This is a genomic window from Enterococcus sp. DIV1307a, assembly GCF_050537425.1.
Lineage (GTDB): Bacteria > Bacillota > Bacilli > Lactobacillales > Enterococcaceae > Enterococcus > Enterococcus faecalis.
Map to the genome: position 1 here is coordinate 134473 of NZ_CP172914.1, position 18460 is coordinate 152932.

Below are 18460 nucleotides of genomic sequence, written 5' to 3' on the forward strand. Positions count from 1 at the left end.
AAAAGGATGACGAGTATAGATATTGTCTAAAAAAAGCCAGTCATTTCTGACTGACTTCGTGGTTACATTTGCGGTTACAATATATTTTATTAAAGGTGGAAATTCAATGGGATTTCAAGTTTAAAGTCAAGTAGAAGTCTATTAAATCAACATTCTAAGATTGGATTCACCTATATATTATTCCCACTCCACAGTTGCAGGTGGTTTTGAAGTAATATCGTACACGATACGGTTTACATGTGCAACTTCGTTCACGATGCGCACAGAGATTTTTTGTAAAACATCCCAAGGGATACGGGCAAAGTCAGCGGTCATGCCGTCGATAGAAGTCACAGCACGGATACCGACTGTGTAATCGTAGGTACGGCCATCGCCCATAACGCCTACTGAGCGGATGCCAGGTAAGACAGTAAAGTACTGCCAAATGTCACGATCTAAGCCAGCTGCTGCGATTTCTTCACGTAGGATAGCATCTGAATCACGAACGATTTGTAATTTATCTTCTGTAATTTCACCAAGCACACGAATACCTAATCCTGGTCCTGGGAATGGTTGGCGCCAAACGATTGCATCAGGCATGCCAAGTTCAGTTCCTAAGGCACGAACTTCGTCTTTGAATAATGTATTTAAAGGTTCAATTAATTCAAATTGCATGTCTTCTGGAAGACCACCAACGTTGTGATGTGATTTAATTGTTTGCGCAGTTTCTGTACCAGATTCGATGACGTCTGTGTAAAGAGTTCCTTGTGCTAGGAATGAAACGCCTTCTTCCCCAGCAAGTTTAGTTGCTTCGTCATCAAAAACATACACAAATTCGTTACCGATGATTTTACGTTTTTGTTCAGGGTCAGAAACGCCTGCTAATTTGCTTAAGAAGCGTTCTTTCGCATCTACTTTAATAATGTTTAAGCCAAATTTACCGCCTAAACTTTCCATTACTTGTTCTGCTTCACCTTTACGTAATAATCCATGGTCAACGAAGATACAAGTTAATTGGTCGCCAATGGCTTTTTGTAAAAGCACGCCGACAACACTTGAGTCAACGCCACCTGATAAACCAAGTAAGACTTTTTTATCGCCTACTTGTTCACGGATTTTAGCGACTTCCATATCGATGAAGTTTTCCATGCTCCAGTCACCAGTACAGCCACACACATCAAAAGCAAAGTGACGTAATAAGTCGTTACCATATTCTGAATGACGAACTTCTGGGTGAAATTGTACGCCGTAGAATTTGCGGTTGGCATCTTCGATAGAAGCGATTGGACAATCATTGCTTGTCCCAACTTTTTCGAATCCAGGAGCGATTTCTGTTACTAAATCACCGTGGCTCATCCAAACGGTTTGTTTCGCAGGTGTTCCTTGGAATAATGTCGCATCACCAAGGATTTCTAATTCTGCTTTTCCGTATTCACGGTTTGCGGCAGGTTCTACTTTTCCGCCTAAGTTATGAGTCATTAATTGCATACCGTAGCAGATGCCAAGAATGGGAATTCCTAACTCATAAATTTCTGGATCAATGCTAAAAGCATCTTTGTCATACACGCTGTTTGGTCCACCTGAGAAGATGATTCCTTTAGGCGCGATTTTGCGAATTTCTTCTGCCGTAGTTCGGTGGCTTAATAACTCAGAGAATACGCCAAATTCACGAATACGACGAGTAATCAATTGGTTAAACTGACTACCAAAGTCTAAAACAATAATTTTTTCGACAGATGTCAAATCGGCAACGTTAGTCACGTCTATTACCCCTTATCCATTTAAATTTATCTAAAGAAAAGGCGGTTAAAAAGTGGTCAGCACCAAGAATTAAGAAAGGATTTTCAAAAATTGTTTTACGATTTTTAGAAAATTTTGGCTTAATTCCGCAGGGGCTACTTTTAAACAGCCGAGAATCAGGCGGTTAAAAAGTGGTTCACTTTTGTTCCGTACTCTTCTTTGTCTAGCTATACTTATTAAAACATTTTACTCCTTGAAAGTCATGCATTCTGCTGAAAATTTTCAAGGATATTTCTACAAAAGATACAGGATATTTCTTAGCTCGTCAACCCTTAATATTTACGTAGATAGATTTGGTCAATCAAATGATTTTCCGTTTTATGCAAAATAATGTCCGCACGTCCGCGCGTTGGCAAGATATATTCCTCCAAGTTCGGTAAGTTCACGGTTTTCCAAACATTCCGTGCCATGGCGAAAGCATCTTCTCGTTTGCCAATTGCATATTGGTAATAATAATTATTAGGATCTAAGAAAGCCGTATCTAATAAGGCCCCAAAACGTTCTAGGTACCATTTTTCAATTAAGGCTGGATCGGCATCCACAAAAATAGAAAAATCAAAAAAATCACTCACATAAATTTGTTGATTGGCGGGTAACTGTAAGGTGTTAATGCCTTCAACAATCAGAATATCTGGTTGTTGAATCAACTCATATTCGCCTTCGATAACATCGTAGACACTGTGAGAATAGACGGGTGCTTTAATTTCGTCTTTGCCGCTTTTGACTTCGTTTAAGAAATTAATTAGCTTCTCCATGTCATAACTTTCAGGAAACCCTTTTCGGTCCATAATTCCTTGTTCTTCTAACACTTTATTGGGATACAAAAATCCATCCGTTGTAATGAGTTGAACGTTTCTTCGTTTAAACGTTCGGGCCAGAATTCTTTGCAAAAGACGAGCGGTGGTGCTTTTACCAACGGCGACACTGCCGGCAATTCCAATGATGAATGGTGGTACAGAGACATATTCATGTAGGAATAATCCTTTGCTAAGTGTTAGCGATTCAAATTCTTTCATGTACAAATGAATAAGATGCGTTAAGGGTACATAAATTTCTTGTACATCTTTTAGTGAAATTTGGTCGTTCACACTTTTAATGTTATCCAATTCTGCTTCGGTTAACGGTGCTTTGCCGTCATGATAAAACCCATGCCATTCTTCTCTGGAAATTGGGTAGTAATTCATTTTATCGTCCATTGTTCCTCCACCAAACCCTGTTCAATCTTTGTACATTTTACCATAATTTCACAAGGGAAACACAGGATTTTACAAAAGAATTCCCTTCTTCGCCAATTTATGATGAAAATGGTATCATGAAAAGAGAAAACTGTTAGAAAAGAGGGGAAAAGCCATGAGAAAAATTGTATTATTTGGTGATAGCATTACTGCTGGTTATTTAGACGAAGCCGTCTCACCTGTTCTTGTTGACTTAGTGAAACGGGATATTGCTGCGATGGGTCTAGAAGAAGTGGCTGTCATTAATGCTGGAATGCCTGGCGATACAACAGAAGATGGTTTAAAACGATTAAATAAAGAAGTACTAATTGAGAAACCTGATGAAGTGGTGATTTTCTTTGGCGCCAATGATGCGTCACTGGATCGAAATATAACAGTAGCCACGTTTAGAGAAAACCTTGAAACAATGATTCACGAAATTGGTTCAGAAAAGGTGATTTTAATTACGCCACCATATGCGGATAGTGGCAGACGTCCAGAACGGCCACAAACGCGTATCAAGGAATTGGTCAAGGTTGCACAAGAAGTCGGAGCGGCACATAACTTGCCAGTTATTGATTTGTATAAAGCGATGACTGTTTATCCTGGAACGGATGAATTTTTACAAGCGGATGGTTTGCATTTTTCACAAGTGGGCTATGAATTATTAGGTGCCTTGATTGTTCGAGAAATAAAAGGTAGACTAAAACCAAAACAAGCATAGATAGGAAGAACAAAATGGCGAATCATTATTATACAGAAAATCCAGAATTAGCACATGATTTAGAAAGCTGGTCTTTTCCATTACGTGGTCGGACCTTTCAGTTTACGACCGATAGCGGGGTCTTCTCAAGAGGAACAGTGGATTATGGTTCTCGTGTGTTGATTGATGCCTTTGAATGGGAAAATTTACCAGCAGGCCGTTTGTTAGATGTTGGTTGTGGCTATGGACCAATTGGGTTGTCCTTAGCAGCGGCGACTGGTCGACTGGTGGAAATGGTGGATGTCAACCAACGGGCGGTTGGGCTAGCTCAAATGAACGCCCAACGTAACCAAATTACTACTGTGGATATCCATTCTTCCAATGTGTATGAAACCTTAAACGAAACGACCTACGCGGCGATTGTTAGCAATCCGCCCATTCGTGCAGGCAAAAAAGTTGTCCATGGCATTTTAACAGGGGCTTTTCCGTTGTTGAAAGTTGGTGGCACACTAACGGTGGTTATTCAAAAGAAACAAGGTGCACCTAGTGCAGAAAAGAAAATGGCTGAAGTATTTGGCAATGTTGAAATTGTGACAAAAGACAAAGGCTATTATATTTTACGAAGTGTTAAAGAAGCAGAGTAAAAAAGAACCGCCACTTTAGTGGCGGTTCTTTTTTAGAATAGATACGCTTGATCAATTTTTTGGTTCAACAGTTTTTTTTCGTCTGGCGATAAAAAAGCACCTGCAAGCGCATTTTTAGTGAGTTGCTTCATTTCGTCATAACTTAATTGATACCAAGTGGCCAATTTCATGAATTCTTTCGTTAACGTAGTATCTGAAACAGTGCGATTATCGGTATTGACGCAGACGGCTAAGCCAGCCTCTATAAATTGTTGAAAAGGGTATTCAGCCAATGTTTTGACGGTGCCTGTTTGGAAGTTGCTAGTTGGACACATTTCTAAAAGAACCTTTTTTTCTTTTAAGAGCGCCAAGTATTCGGGTGTATCTTTCAAAGCAATACCGTGACCAATCCGAGTAGCACCTAAAGTGACAGCATCAGCGACGTTTTTGCCACAGCCGCATTCCCCAGCGTGGAGTGTTAATGGAATTGACAATTGGTTGGCTAAAGCTAATACGTCTTCAAATGTGTATGGAGGGAAATCGACTTCATTGCCAGCTAAATCAAAGCCGACAACGCCTGTCTCTCTGAAATCATGCGCTAAGTGAACGATTTTTTCTATGGCTTGTTGTTGGTCATGCCGCATGCCGCATAACAGTGCATTGCTTTTTACACCAAAATCTTCTTCGCCTTGTTTTAAGCCAGTTAAAACAGCGGTCACGATTTCAGGTAACCGTAAGCCTTTTTCTGTATGTTGCGAAGGCGCAAAACGCACCTCTATGTATGCCACGCCATCTTCGGCAGCTTGGCTAATCACGTCATACGCCGCTGCTTGCAAAGCTTCGGCCGTTTGTAGACAGGTTAGCACGAAGTCGAACCGAGTTAAATAATCATTCAAATCGGTGCATTTTTCAGGGGCAACCACTAACTCTTTCAAGGCTTGTTCGTCTTGGGGTAATGGAATGTTTTGTTTTTCAGCAATGGTGCGTAAAGTGGTTGGTCGAATCGACCCATCTAAGTGACAGTGCAGCTCGATTTTTGGTAATTGACGGACACGGGATTCTTCCATGAAAAAAATAGCCTCCATTTTCTTTTGTTTTTTAATCTTTTTAGTCTATTTCTTTTGTCTTTTTTTTGTTAAAATGTAAAAGATTCGATAAGTATTTTGAAGACTGTAACACGTCTACAAATGTCTGTCAATGCAAAAGGAGACGTTGGGAGGGGCGCGATGAAACTAACGATTAAAGAAATTGCTGATATGGCTGGTGTTTCTGTCACAACCGTCTCACAAATTCTGAATAATAAAGGGAGTCGTTTCAGTGAAAAAACCCGCAACAAGGTGTTGGCGGTAGTCGCTGAAAATCATTACAAACCAGATTACTTTGCTTCGAATGTAATCAACCGTCATTCCAAAACCATTGGTATGATTGTGCCAGATGTGACGGATTTCTTTTTCTCAAAAGTGATTGAAGGTGTAGAAACATATTTAAATTCGTTAGGCTACATGATTTTGTTATGCAATTCAAAGCATGATTCCGAGCAAGCGATGCAATATGTTAGCGAGCTGATTCATCGGTCGGTAGATGGCATTATTTTTGCCACGCCGAATGTTTTGCCAGAAAATCATATTTTAAAAGACCGACGAGAACATCCGATTCCTGTCATTCTTGTCGATCGTGGGATTAATCCACGAGATAGTGGACGATTAATCGTTAAAGAGTACGAAGGTGCTTATCAAGCGGTCCATCATTTGATTCAACAAGGGCATCAGCATATTGGCATGTTGCGTGAAAGTGCCGGCTATTATCGTTTAACGGAACGAGTGACGGCGTATCAGCATGCGTTACAGGACAACAATTTACCTTTTCGTCCGCATTATGTTTGTGCTGGGGAATTGAACTTGCATGGCGGCTATGCTGCGGCAAAAGAAGTTTTGAAAAATGAAGAAATCACAGCAATTTTTTGTGGCAATGATGAAATGGCGATGGGAGCTTATCAAGCCATTGAAGAAGCGGGCAAGAAAATTCCTGACGATATTTCGGTGGTTGGTTTTGATGGCTTGGAAATTTCCGAATATTTGGTGCCGAGTTTAACAACCGTCTATCAGCCGAGTTTTGATATTGGCTATTATGCAGCAAAATTTTTGGTGGAAGCTATTGCAGATCCAACAGGGAAAGTTCCGAATAAAGTTTTCGATGCGACGTTTATTGCTAGAAAAAGCACAAAAACGATTTAAAAAACAGCTTAGAAATAGAATGTTCGTGTTGTTTGCGTTTTCACAAGAAAAAAATAATAGTAAACTGGTTTACTAAATGGTTTAAAGCTGAACGATTTTGTTGTATAATACATTATCGGGAAATCGGAGGGAACGAATTCATGAGAATGGTAGACATTATTGAAAAGAAACGTGACGGGCATCAACTAACAAGCGAAGAAATTCAATTTATTATCAACGGATACACAGATGGTTCAATTCCAGATTATCAGGTAAGTGCCTTTTTAATGGCTGTTTTTTACCAAGATATGACAGACGAAGAAATTACACAAATGACGTTAGCAATGGTCCATTCAGGCGAAATTGTGGATCTTTCTTCTATAGAAGGAATCAAAGTCGACAAGCATTCTACAGGTGGCGTAGGCGACACTACGACGCTTATTTTAGCGCCATTAGTTGCTAGTGTCGGGGTCAATGTAGCAAAAATGTCTGGTCGTGGCTTAGGCTACACGGGCGGTACGTTGGATAAATTAGAAGCGATTCCTGGTTTTAAAGTTGAATTGACAGAAGAACGTTTTATTCAATTGGTGAACGATACAAAAGTGGCAGTAATTGGTCAGTCAGGTGATCTAGCACCAGCAGACAAAAAACTTTATGCGTTACGTGATGTGACCGCCACTGTTGACTCAATTCCATTAATTGCAAGTTCCATTATGAGTAAAAAAATTGCCGCAGGGGCAGATGCGATTGTCTTAGACGTGACTACTGGTGAAGGGGCCTTTATGAAAGACCTAGCAAGTGCTCGTCGATTAGCGGAAACAATGGTTCGCATTGGGAAACTGGCAAATCGCCAAACGATGGCAGTGATTTCAGACATGTCACAACCTTTAGGGGAGGCCATCGGAAACAGTTTAGAAATCGTTGAAGCAATCGAGACCTTGCAAGGAAATGGGCCAGAAGATTTAGTGGAGATGTGCTATGTCTTAGGAAGTCAGATGGTCGTTTTAGCTAAAAAAGCCGAGACGTTAGACGAAGCACGGGCTTTATTAGAAGAAGCATTAGCAAGCGGTCGAGCACTCGCAAAATTTAAAGAAATGATTGAAAATCAAGGCGGCGACAGTTCCGTTGTTGACCAGCCAGAAAAATTATTAACCGCAACTTATCAATTTGATTTACCTGCCAAAGAAACAGGCGTGGTACAAAAAATCGTTGCCAATGAAATTGGCGTTGCCGCAATGTTGCTGGGCGCTGGCCGTGCTACGAAAGAAGATACGATTGATTTTGCAGTTGGCTTGAAACTTCACAAAAAAGTAGGGAGCCCAGTTGAAAAAGGCGAATCATTACTAACTATTTATGCCAATCGTGAAGACGTGACAGAAGTCGAACAATTGCTTTATAAAAACATTGAAATTGGACCAACCGGCGAAGAGCCTATTTTGATTCACGATATTATTACGGAATAAAACAAAAAGAAAAGAGGAATTCTCATCATGGAATTAAACCGCATGATTGACCACACTATTTTGAAACCAGAAGCGACAGAAGCCGCTGTCCAAAAAATTATTGACGAAGCTAAGGAGTACAACTTCTTCTCTGTATGTATCAATCCTTGTTGGGTCGCTTTTGCTAGCGAGCAATTAGCAGATACCGACGTCGCTGTGTGTACCGTTATTGGCTTTCCTTTGGGGGCAAATACACCAGAAGTTAAAGCATACGAAGCAGCTGATGCGATTAAAAATGGTGCGAATGAAGTGGATATGGTGATTAATATTGGTGCATTAAAATCACAACAATACGATTACGTACGTCAAGACATTCAAGGCGTAGTAGATGCAGCCAAAGGAAAAGCGTTAGTCAAAGTGATTATTGAAACAGCATTATTAACAGACGAAGAAAAAGTTAAAGCTTGTGAATTAGCCAAAGAAGCAGGTGCCGATTTCGTTAAAACATCTACTGGCTTCTCAACAGGCGGCGCTAAAGTAGCAGACATTCGTTTAATGCGTGAGACAGTTGGTCCTGACATGGGCGTTAAGGCTTCTGGTGGCGTGCATAATGCAGAAGAAGCGTTAGCAATGATTGAAGCTGGGGCAACACGCATCGGTGCAAGTACGGGTGTAGCAATTGTTTCTGGCGCAACTGGCGAAGGGTATTAATTCGTATTTCAAATTAAACGAAGGTGTGGCGAAAAAGATGACAGTAAAACAAGAATGGCTTGATTGTGCCGTAGAAGCATTGGCACACGCCTATGTACCGTATTCTAACTTTCCTGTGGGCGCTTGCTTAGTGACTACAGACGGGAAAATGTATCAAGGAGTCAACATTGAAAATGCCTCCTTTGGTTTAACAAATTGTGCAGAAAGAACGGCGATTTTTAAAGCCATTTCAGAAGATGAACGGACCTTCCAACATTTAGTTGTAGCAGGTAATACAGAGGCACCCATTTCTCCATGTGGCGCTTGTCGTCAAGTAATGGCTGAATTCTTTGATCCACAAATGCCGGTCACGCTAGTTGGTAAAGATGGCGCGACTAAAACAATGACAGTTGAGGCATTATTGCCCTATTCATTTACAGATAAAGATTTTTAAAAAAAGGACATAAGGTTTCGTTGGGCTCAAAGTAGATTTCAATAGCATAAATGCGAATGAAATAATAGATAAAATAGTAGGGGGCTTTTCGGAAAGTGAAACAAGCAAAATTTTTAGGTCTAGGATTGGCAGCAGTTGCCTTAACCATTGGGTTAGCTGCATGTGGCGGCAATAGCAAAAAGAACGCCAACACAAAAGGTGATCCACAACATAGTGTCGTAATGGTCACAGATACAGCCGGCATTGATGACAAATCTTTTAACCAATCTGCGTGGGAAGGAATGCAAGAGTGGGGCAAAGAGCACAAACTTCCAGAAGGACCTCAAGGGTATGCGTATATTCAATCAAATGAAGCATCTGATTATACATCAAACATTGACCAAGCCATTTCAAGTCAATTTAAAACGATTTTTGGCATTGGGTATTTACTAAAAAATGCAGTAGTAGATGCAGCGGACGCCAACCCAGAAACGAATTTCGTTCTAATCGACGATACAGTTAATGGGAAAAACAACGTCGCTTCTGCAACATTTAGAGATAATGAATCTGCGTATTTAGCAGGTGTGGCAGCAGCTAACACTACGAAAACCAACAAAGTAGGATTTATTGGCGGGGTTGAAGGACCCGTTATTGGCCGTTTCCAAGCTGGTTTTGAAAAAGGTGTAGCAGACGCTGGCAAAAAATTAGGCAAAGATATTCAAATTACGTCTACTTATGCAGGGACATTTGCAGACGCTTCAAAAGGACGGGCCTTAGCTTCTTCTATGTATCAAGCAGGTGCCGACATTATTTATCACGCAGCGGCGACTACAGGACAAGGAATCTTCCAAGAAGCCAAAGCGCTAAATGAAACAGGTTCAAAAGATAAAGTTTGGGTGATTGGTGTTGACCGTGACCAAAACGAAGACGGTAAATATACAACCAAAGATGGCAAGGATGATAACTTAACGTTAGCTTCAACCATAAAAGGTGTAAATATTGCTGTGAAAAAAATCTCTGATCTTGCATTAGAAGATAAATTCCCTGGCGGCGAACAATTAACTTATGGATTGAAAGATGGCGGTGTTGATTTAACAACAGAAGCCCTAAGCGATCAAGCCAAAACGGCAGTTAAAGAAGCCAAAGAACAAATCATCTCTGGTGACGTAAAAGTCCCAGACCAACCTTAGAAACAACTTAGTTGTTTAAATACATTAAACTATTTTTAGGAGGCTTTACAGAAATGAAAAAAGCAAAATTATTCGGTTTTAGTTTGATTGCATTAGGTTTATCAGTTTCACTTGCAGCATGTGGTGGTGGCAAAGGAAAAACCGCTGAAAGCGGCGGTGGCAAAGGGGATGCAGCGCATAGTGCTGTAATCATTACAGATACAGGCGGCGTGGATGACAAGTCGTTCAACCAATCTTCTTGGGAAGGATTGCAAGCTTGGGGTAAAGAACATGATTTACCAGAAGGTTCAAAAGGGTATGCATATATTCAATCGAATGATGCAGCTGACTATACAACAAATATTGACCAAGCGGTATCAAGTAAATTCAACACAATCTTTGGTATTGGCTACTTGCTAAAAGATGCAATTTCTTCTGCAGCAGATGCCAACCCTGATACAAACTTTGTTTTAATCGATGATCAAATCGATGGCAAAAAGAATGTCGTTTCTGCAACATTTAGAGATAATGAAGCAGCTTACTTAGCCGGTGTTGCTGCTGCAAACGAAACAAAAACGAACAAAGTCGGTTTTGTTGGTGGTGAAGAAGGGGTCGTAATTGACCGTTTCCAAGCTGGTTTTGAAAAAGGTGTGGCTGATGCTGCGAAAGAATTAGGTAAAGAAATTACTGTTGATACAAAATATGCGGCTTCATTTGCTGATCCTGCCAAAGGGAAAGCTTTAGCTGCTGCAATGTATCAAAACGGCGTTGATATCATCTTCCATGCTTCTGGTGCGACTGGACAAGGGGTCTTCCAAGAAGCAAAAGACTTGAATGAATCAGGTTCTGGCGACAAAGTTTGGGTAATCGGTGTTGACCGCGATCAAGATGCTGATGGCAAGTACAAAACAAAAGACGGCAAAGAAGACAACTTCACGTTAACTTCAACGCTTAAAGGTGTCGGCACAGCGGTTCAAGATATTGCCAACCGTGCGTTAGAAGACAAATTCCCTGGTGGCGAACATTTAGTTTATGGATTAAAAGATGGTGGCGTTGACTTAACAGACGGCTATTTAAACGACAAAACAAAAGAAGCTGTTAAAACAGCAAAAGATAAAGTAATCTCAGGTGACGTAAAAGTCCCAGAAAAACCAGAATAATTTAAGCTCCTAAATGAAAAAAGAAGGGCTCATTATTGTTCCTTCTAAAAATAAAGTGGTCCTTGGCAGCGACGGCTGCCAAGGAAACCCTTTATGATGTTTGGATTTTTAACTAAATAGTTGAGGTTCTTCAACTACTTAGTTAAGGGTCAAAATTACCCTCTAAAGTATTGCCAATATAATTTTGTTAGGAAGTGAATAGACCTTGTCTCAAGAAGAAAACGTAATTGAGATGCGTAAAATCACCAAAGAATTTGGGACGTTCAAAGCCAACGACCAAATTGATTTACAAGTAAAACCTGGTGAAATCCACGCACTGCTAGGTGAAAATGGTGCAGGCAAGTCGACCTTGATGAATATCTTATCAGGGCTATTGGAACCGACCTCAGGTGAGATTTATATGAATGGCGAAAAAGTCAACATTACAAGTCCTACTGCAGCCAATCGTTTAGGAATCGGAATGGTCCATCAGCATTTTATGTTAGTTGAAGCCTTTACTGTGACTGAAAATATTATCTTAGGTAGTGAACCTACCCATGGCGGTATTTTAGACCGGAAAAAAGCGAAAAAAGAGATTGAAGAAGTGTCTAAGCAATACGGGTTGGATGTAAATCCCAATGCCTATATTCGCGATATTTCTGTAGGTATGCAACAACGGGTTGAAATTTTAAAGACCTTATATCGTGGTGCGAACGTTTTAATTTTTGACGAACCAACCGCAGTATTAACGCCACAAGAAATTGATGAATTAATGATTATTTTGAAAGAACTAACCGATGAAGGCAAATCGATCATTTTAATTACACATAAGTTAGATGAAATTAAAAAAGTAGCAGACCGTTGTACGGTCATTCGCCGGGGGCAAAGTATTGGCACCGTCAATGTGAAAGATGTTTCTTCGCAACAGTTAGCCGATATGATGGTGGGTCGTTCTGTTTCCTTCAAAACAGAGAAAAAACCAGCGCAACCGAAAGAAACAATTTTATCAATTAAAGATTTAGTAGTGAAAGAAAGCCGCGGCTTAGATGCAGTGAAAAATCTTAGCTTAGATGTCCGAGCAGGGGAAGTTGTTGGAATTGCGGGGATTGATGGCAATGGACAAACAGAATTAATCCAAGCCTTAGCAGGATTAACCAAAGTCGAAAACGGGTCCATTCATTTGAATGAAAAAGAGATTACTAATCGCAAACCTCGGGAAATTACGGAAATGGGTGTCGCCCACGTTCCTGAAGACCGACATAAATATGGCTTAGTATTAGAGATGACATTGGCTGAAAATATTGGCCTACAAACGTATTACCAAAAACCATACAGTTCAACAGGTATTTTAAACTATCGAATGATTAACAAACACGCCCGTGAATTAATTGAAGAATATGATGTACGGACTCCTAATGAATTAGTACCAGCTCGGGCGCTTTCAGGTGGGAATCAGCAAAAAGCGATTATTGCCCGAGAAGTTGACCGCGATCCAGATTTGTTGATTGTTTCTCAACCAACACGCGGTTTAGATGTCGGAGCTATTGAATACATTCATCGTCGACTAATTGAACAAAGAGATAAAAATAAAGCTGTTTTATTAGTAAGTTTTGAATTAGATGAAATTTTAAATGTTTCTGATCGTATCGCTGTTATTCATGCGGGGGAAATCGTCGGAATTGTTGATCCGAAAGAAACGACAGAAAATGAATTGGGCTTGTTAATGGCTGGCTACTCATTGGAAGAAGCCCGTGCTGAGTTATCAAAAGTAGAGGCAGGTGAAACTGTTGAATAATCGTTCTGAAAAAATAAGAAATATTTTAGTCCCTGTGTTATCTGTTATTATGGGTTTCCTCTTAGGGGCAATTATTATGGTTATCTTTGGCTATGACCCAGTGGCTGGGTATCAAGCGATGTTTGAAACAGCTTTCCAAGGAAAGAAAAGTATTGGTGAGATTTTTGTCACCGCAGCACCGTTGATTTTTACCGCTTTAGGATTCTCAGTGGCTAATTCGGCTGGATTCTTTAATATCGGGCTTTCTGGACAAGCCTTATGTGGTTGGGTGGCTAGTATTTGGGTCGCTTTATCCATGCCTGATGCACCCCGGATGATTGCGTTGCCGGTGGCGATTATTGTTGGGGCAGTTGCAGGAGCTTTAGCAGCAGCTATTCCAGGTTTCTTGCGTGCCTATTTTGGGACGAGTGAAGTTATTGTTACGATTATGTTGAATTATATTTTATTGTACACAGGAAATCATATTGCTAATAATGTCATGAAACCAAGTATTATGGCGAACAAAGGGATCACCAAAATGATTGGTGCGAATGCATCATTACGCTCACCGTTTTTAACAAGTATCAGTGATGGCTCTCGTTTGAACATCGGCATTTTCTTGGCCTTCATTTTCCTTATTCTTGTGTGGTTCTTGATGAAAAAAACAACGCTTGGTTTTGAAATTCGGTCGGTGGGGTTAAACCCATTTGCTTCTGAATATGCTGGAATGAGCAGCAAGCGAACGATTATTTTATCCATGATGATTTCAGGAACGCTGGCTGGTTTAGGTGGTGCGGTCCAAGGATTGGGGACTTTCCAAAACTTCTTTATTCAAAACACATCGTTGAGCATTGGGTTCGATGGTATGGCTGTGTCTCTATTAGGAGCAGGTAGCTCAATCGGGATTTTACTTTCCGCATTACTGTTTGGAATGTTAAAACTTGGTGGACAAGGAATGCCGTTGATAGCTGGTGTACCAACCGAATTAGTTGATGTTGTTATTGCAGCAATTATTTTCTTTGTGGGAATTAGTTATTTAATTCGTTTCTTGTTAGCAAAAGCGTCTGGTAGTAAAAAAGAAGTAGCGATTGTAGAAACAATTGAAGCGGCGCCAGACAAAAACAATCAAGAGGGGGGAGACATCTAATGGATTTAGCAACAATTTCCTCAATCATCACGCAAACATTAGTGTATGCAACTCCGCTCATCTTGACAGCATTAGGCGGAACGTTCTCAGAACGAAGTGGTGTGGTTAACGTTGGTTTGGAAGGTATTATGGTAATGGGCGCTTTCAGTTCGGTCGTTTTTAACTTGACGTTTGCTGATACATTTGGCGCGGCGACACCATGGATTGCTTGTTTAGTAGGAGGCGTTGTCGGGATTGTCTTTTCTCTCTTACATGCCGTTGCAACTATTAACTTACGAGCAGATCATATTATCAGTGGTACTGTCATTAACTTGATGGCACCGGCGCTAGGGGTTTTCCTAGTAAAAGTTATTTATCAAAAAGGACAAACAGATATGATTACACAATCATTTGGCTATTTTTCTTTCCCAGGATTGTCAAAAATTCCAGTGATTGGTGAACTATTCTTTGCAAAAACCTCTTTGCCAGCTTTCGTAGCAATTTTGATTGCGATTTTAGCTTGGTTTGTCATTTATAAAACACGTTTTGGCTTACGGTTACGTTCTGTGGGAGAACATCCACAAGCGGCAGATACATTGGGAATTAATGTCTACTTAATGCGTTATTCTGGCGTCTTGCTATCCGGCTTCTTAGGCGGTATGGGCGGAGCTGTCTTTGCTCAAAGTATTGCGGGTCGTTTTGGGATTACCACAATTGCAGGACAAGGGTTTATTTCAATGGCCGCAATGATCTTTGGTAAATGGAATCCACTTGGGGCAATGGGCGCAGCCTTATTCTTTGGCTTTGCACAAAACTTGAGTATTGCTGGGGAAAACCTACCAATTATTTCAGAAATTCCAAAAGTTTATCTACAAGCAGCACCATACGTATTAACCATTTTAGTCCTAGTTGTGTTCTTCGGAAAATCATCGGGACCAAAAGCGAACGGGAAAAATTACGTCAAAACGAAATAAGAAAAGAAATGGGCCCTCCGTCAAAGCGACGGGGGGCCATTTCTTTTCTTAGGATAATCAGTTGAACACAAGCGGCATTAGGTACTGCTTCACTGCAAAAAAGCGAGTTGATAAAGGTAACTTTTCTTTTGGCTGTTTTTTACAATTCGAAGGAAGTGTCGAAATTTTGAAAAAAACCAAACAGGTCTAGCAGCTTTTTTTCAAAAATCGTTGGTTTTTCTGCTATACTTTTGTTTGTAGTAAGCATAGGAAAAGTGGAGGACGTTCAATGAATAAAACACGTGTAGAAGCATTTAGTGATGCAGTCATTGCCATCATCATGACCATCATGATTTTAGAAATTAAAACCCCTCAAGTGGGTGTTTTGGCAGGTTTGATAGAAAATATCCCATATTTTTTATCGTTTATTGTCAGTTTTATTTTTATCTGTATCGCATGGTACAATCATCATTACATAATGTCCGTAACTCATTGGTTTTCTAAAAAAGCGTTTTGGGCAAATAATTTTTGGTTATTCTCCATGGCCTTCATTCCGGTAGCAACTGCTTGGGTGAGTGAATTTTGGTGGATGCGGGCACCTGTTTATTTTTATCTTGTTGTGTATACGGTTTGGGATTTTGCCTACTTCTTGCTAACAAGGATCATTTATGAAGACAATGTAGTGAAAGATCCACAAGGTGCAGCTAAGTTAAGAAAATCGAAATCTTATAGTAAGGCAACAAAAATCATTCATCTTTGTCTTTTCGCAATCGGATATATCGGTATTTATTTTTATCCGCCCATTGGCATTGGTGTGATTTTATCAGAAGCGGTTATCTGGTATTTAAATGTGCCAAAAGAGGGAGACCGCTTGGAGTGTTAAAAGTTTTGATTGTATAAAGAGTCGTGTTCTTTTTAAAGAGCAGGCTATTCGAAAAAAACAATAAAAAAGTTTCCTAATTACGGTGGGAGACTTTTTTTCTTTCAGTTTTTAAGCCCTGCTAAAATCGAAGGAATCAGTGAAAATTTTAATGCTCTTTCAGGCAATAATAGCGGATTCATGGTATAATTGAAGAGCTGAGAATAAATAGATTATTCTGTTTGATTCTCGAGACTATTTAAAAGGCTAGCGTAAAATAATTGTCATTCTTGACGTATTTACGACCTTAGAGGAGGAAGCAAGTGTGTTTAAACGTGTTCATTTAATCGTACTAGATTCAGTCGGTATTGGTGAAGCACCAGATGCTGAAAAATTTGGAGATGTCGGCAGTGATACACTGGGTCATATTGCCAAAGAAGCGGGACTAACCATTCCTCATTTAGAAAAACTTGGATTGGGAACTATTGCTCCTTTAACAGGTGTCAAAGCAGTGGCAGACCACGATGGCTATGCCACCAAATTAGAAGAAATTTCTGTTGGAAAAGATACTATGACCGGTCACTGGGAAATTATGGGCTTGAACATCAAAAAACCTTTTCGGGTATTCCCAAACGGATTTCCTGAAGAATTGCTGAAACAAATTGAAGATTTTTCTGGGCGAAAAGTTGTTTGTAACAAACCATATAGCGGGACAGCGGTCATTGATGATTATGGCGAACATCAAATGAAAACTGGGGATCTAATCGTTTATACTTCAGCAGACCCTGTTTTACAAATTGCGGCGCATGAAGACATTATTCCATTAGAAGAATTGTATAAAATTTGTCAATATGTTCGTGACATTACGAAAGACGAACCTTATATGATTGGTCGGATTATCGCTCGCCCGTATGTTGGTGAACCAGGTAATTTCACTCGAACCAGTAACCGTCATGACTATGCTCTAGATCCTTTTGGCCATACTGTTTTAGATTCGTTGAAAGAAAACGGCAATGATGTGATCGCTGTTGGGAAAATTAACGACATCTTTAATGGACAAGGAATTACTGAAGCTATCCGCACGAAGAGCAATATGGATGGGGTGGATCAATTATTAACGGTCATGAACAAAGATTTTACAGGTTTAAGTTTTACTAACTTAGTGGATTTCGATGCGCTGTATGGCCACCGTCGTGATGTAAAGGGCTATGCAAAAGCCATCGAAGATTTTGATGGTCGTTTGCCAGAGATTATGGCAGCTATGGCCGAAGATGATTTGCTTTTAATTACAGCAGATCACGGGAATGACCCAACTTTCCCAGGAACAGACCACACACGTGAATATGTGCCTTTATTGGCTTATAGTAAAAAAATGACAAAACAAGGCAGCTTGCCACAAGGATTTTATTCAGATATTTCAGCAACGATTGCTGAAAACTTTGAAGTTCCTGCAACGGAAAACGGTCAAAGCTTTTTAAATCAATTACAATAATTCGAGGAGGCAACACATGACAACGTTAACGAACCATTTAAACGAAACAACTGAGTTTTTGAAAGAAAAAGGGGTGCAACAAGCAGACTTCGGTCTAATCTTAGGTTCTGGGTTAGGTGAATTAGCTAATGAAATAACCGATGCGATTGCTATTCCTTTCTCTGAAATTCCCCATTTTTCTGTTTCAACAGTCGTTGGACATGCTGGACAATTAGTTTACGGAACGCTTTCTGGAAAAAAAGTTTTGGCGATGCAAGGACGTTTTCATTATTATGAAGGACATTCGATGCAAACGGTCACTTATCCCGTTCGTGTGATGGCTGCTTTAGGCATTCATTCAATGATTGTAACCAACGCAGCTGGTGGCGTAAATGAAACATATACACCGGGGAATTTGATGTTAATCAATGACCACATTAATTTTACAGGCGATAATCCGTTAATTGGTGAAAATGATGAAGAAATCGGGCCGCGTTTTCCAGATATGAGTCATGCTTACACGCAAGAATATCGGGAAGTGGCAAAAAAAGTAGCTGCGGAACAAAATATTGATTTAAAAGAAGGCGTGTATATGGGCTTTTCTGGCCCGACATATGAAACGCCTGCAGAAATTCGGATGTCACGGACGATGGGTGCAGATGCAGTTGGCATGTCAACTGTTTCGGAGGTCATTGTAGCTGTGCATAGTGGCATGAAAGTACTAGGCATCTCTTGTATTACGAATTTAGCAGCTGGTATGCAAAGTAGCTTAAATCATGCAGAAGTAGTTGAAACAACTGAACGCGTTAAAGGACAATTCAAAGAGTTAGTGAAAGCAACACTAGCAGCTTTATAAAAAAGGAGTAAACCAG

General features: G+C 40.2%; 17 protein-coding genes. 14 read left to right on the forward strand and 3 right to left on the reverse strand.

All coding sequences use genetic code 11. From position 1 onward, the window contains the following. Window positions 1-177 precede the first annotated feature (177 nt). Both guaA and coaA read right to left on the reverse strand, forming a co-directional pair. Window positions 178-1740 carry a glutamine-hydrolyzing GMP synthase gene (gene guaA / locus IGL90_RS00600; protein ID WP_002356158.1) on the reverse strand — a complete coding sequence of 521 codons (1563 nt, stop codon included), beginning with the start codon at window positions 1738-1740 and terminating at the stop codon, window positions 178-180. A gap of 311 nt (window positions 1741-2051) precedes the next feature. Continuing rightward, entirely contained in the window at window positions 2052-2975 is a 924-nt protein-coding gene (gene coaA / locus IGL90_RS00605; protein WP_002356160.1) for a type I pantothenate kinase, read from the reverse strand. 154 nt (window positions 2976-3129) lie between these two features. On the opposite strand from coaA, the gene IGL90_RS00610 reads away from it, so the two are divergent. Together IGL90_RS00610 and IGL90_RS00615 are read left to right on the forward strand one after the other, a co-directional pair. Further along, a complete protein-coding gene (locus IGL90_RS00610; protein WP_002356161.1) occupies window positions 3130-3717 on the forward strand; it encodes an SGNH/GDSL hydrolase family protein in 588 nt (195 codons plus the stop codon). 14 nt (window positions 3718-3731) lie between these two features. Further along, window positions 3732-4340, forward strand: coding sequence for a class I SAM-dependent methyltransferase (locus IGL90_RS00615; RefSeq protein ID WP_002356162.1), 609 nt, complete (start codon window positions 3732-3734; stop codon window positions 4338-4340). A 32-nt stretch (window positions 4341-4372) separates the two neighbouring features. Here the strand turns inward: IGL90_RS00615 and add are convergent, their stop codons facing one another. After that, window positions 4373-5404, reverse strand: coding sequence for an adenosine deaminase (add, locus tag IGL90_RS00620; protein ID WP_033594613.1), 1032 nt, complete (start codon window positions 5402-5404; stop codon window positions 4373-4375). 141 nt (window positions 5405-5545) lie between these two features. Between add and IGL90_RS00625 the strand changes: the two genes are divergently transcribed. The 12 genes from IGL90_RS00625 (at window position 5546) to IGL90_RS00680 (ending at window position 18444) form a co-directional block, all read left to right on the forward strand. Then, the gene (locus IGL90_RS00625) at window positions 5546-6553 is read left to right on the forward strand and encodes a substrate-binding domain-containing protein (RefSeq protein ID WP_010777346.1); all 1008 of its coding nucleotides are present in this window, start codon (window positions 5546-5548) and stop codon (window positions 6551-6553) included. Between the two features lie 140 nt (window positions 6554-6693). After that, window positions 6694-7995 (forward strand): pyrimidine-nucleoside phosphorylase, encoded by a 1302-nt coding sequence (locus IGL90_RS00630; protein ID WP_010714988.1) that lies wholly within the window; start codon window positions 6694-6696, stop codon window positions 7993-7995. Window positions 7996-8022: 27 nt separating this feature from the next. Beyond that, the gene (gene deoC / locus IGL90_RS00635; RefSeq protein ID WP_002356166.1) at window positions 8023-8685 is read left to right on the forward strand and encodes a deoxyribose-phosphate aldolase; all 663 of its coding nucleotides are present in this window, start codon (window positions 8023-8025) and stop codon (window positions 8683-8685) included. Beyond that, a complete protein-coding gene (locus IGL90_RS00640) occupies window positions 8654-9118 on the forward strand; it encodes a cytidine deaminase (RefSeq protein WP_002383839.1) in 465 nt (154 codons plus the stop codon). The genes deoC and IGL90_RS00640 overlap by 32 nt, the downstream gene beginning before the upstream one ends. 95 nt (window positions 9119-9213) lie before the next feature. Beyond that, window positions 9214-10287, forward strand: a complete 1074-nt coding sequence (locus IGL90_RS00645) for a BMP family lipoprotein (RefSeq protein WP_048738116.1) — start codon at window positions 9214-9216, stop codon at window positions 10285-10287. 53 nt (window positions 10288-10340) lie between these two features. After that, on the forward strand, window positions 10341-11426 hold the full coding sequence (locus IGL90_RS00650) for a BMP family lipoprotein (RefSeq protein WP_002356169.1): 1086 nt from the start codon (window positions 10341-10343) through the stop codon (window positions 11424-11426). A 205-nt stretch (window positions 11427-11631) separates the two neighbouring features. Next, complete coding sequence (locus IGL90_RS00655; protein ID WP_002381361.1) at window positions 11632-13200, forward strand: ABC transporter ATP-binding protein; 1569 nt, start codon at window positions 11632-11634, stop codon at window positions 13198-13200. Further along, the gene (locus IGL90_RS00660) at window positions 13193-14326 is read left to right on the forward strand and encodes an ABC transporter permease (RefSeq protein ID WP_002356171.1); all 1134 of its coding nucleotides are present in this window, start codon (window positions 13193-13195) and stop codon (window positions 14324-14326) included. Before IGL90_RS00655 ends, IGL90_RS00660 begins: the two co-directional genes overlap by 8 nt. Then, window positions 14326-15279, forward strand: coding sequence for an ABC transporter permease (locus tag IGL90_RS00665; RefSeq protein ID WP_002356172.1), 954 nt, complete (start codon window positions 14326-14328; stop codon window positions 15277-15279). The genes IGL90_RS00660 and IGL90_RS00665 overlap by 1 nt, the downstream gene beginning before the upstream one ends. A 268-nt stretch (window positions 15280-15547) precedes the next feature. Further along, the gene (locus IGL90_RS00670) at window positions 15548-16141 is read left to right on the forward strand and encodes a TMEM175 family protein (protein WP_002367631.1); all 594 of its coding nucleotides are present in this window, start codon (window positions 15548-15550) and stop codon (window positions 16139-16141) included. 301 nt (window positions 16142-16442) lie between these two features. Then, window positions 16443-17609 carry a phosphopentomutase gene (gene deoB, locus IGL90_RS00675; RefSeq protein ID WP_002356179.1) on the forward strand — a complete coding sequence of 389 codons (1167 nt, stop codon included), beginning with the start codon at window positions 16443-16445 and terminating at the stop codon, window positions 17607-17609. A gap of 16 nt (window positions 17610-17625) precedes the next feature. Next, window positions 17626-18444: a purine-nucleoside phosphorylase gene (locus IGL90_RS00680; RefSeq protein ID WP_002356180.1), complete on the forward strand. Its 819-nt coding sequence runs from the start codon at window positions 17626-17628 to the stop codon at window positions 18442-18444. The last annotated feature ends 16 nt before the right edge of the window (window positions 18445-18460 follow it).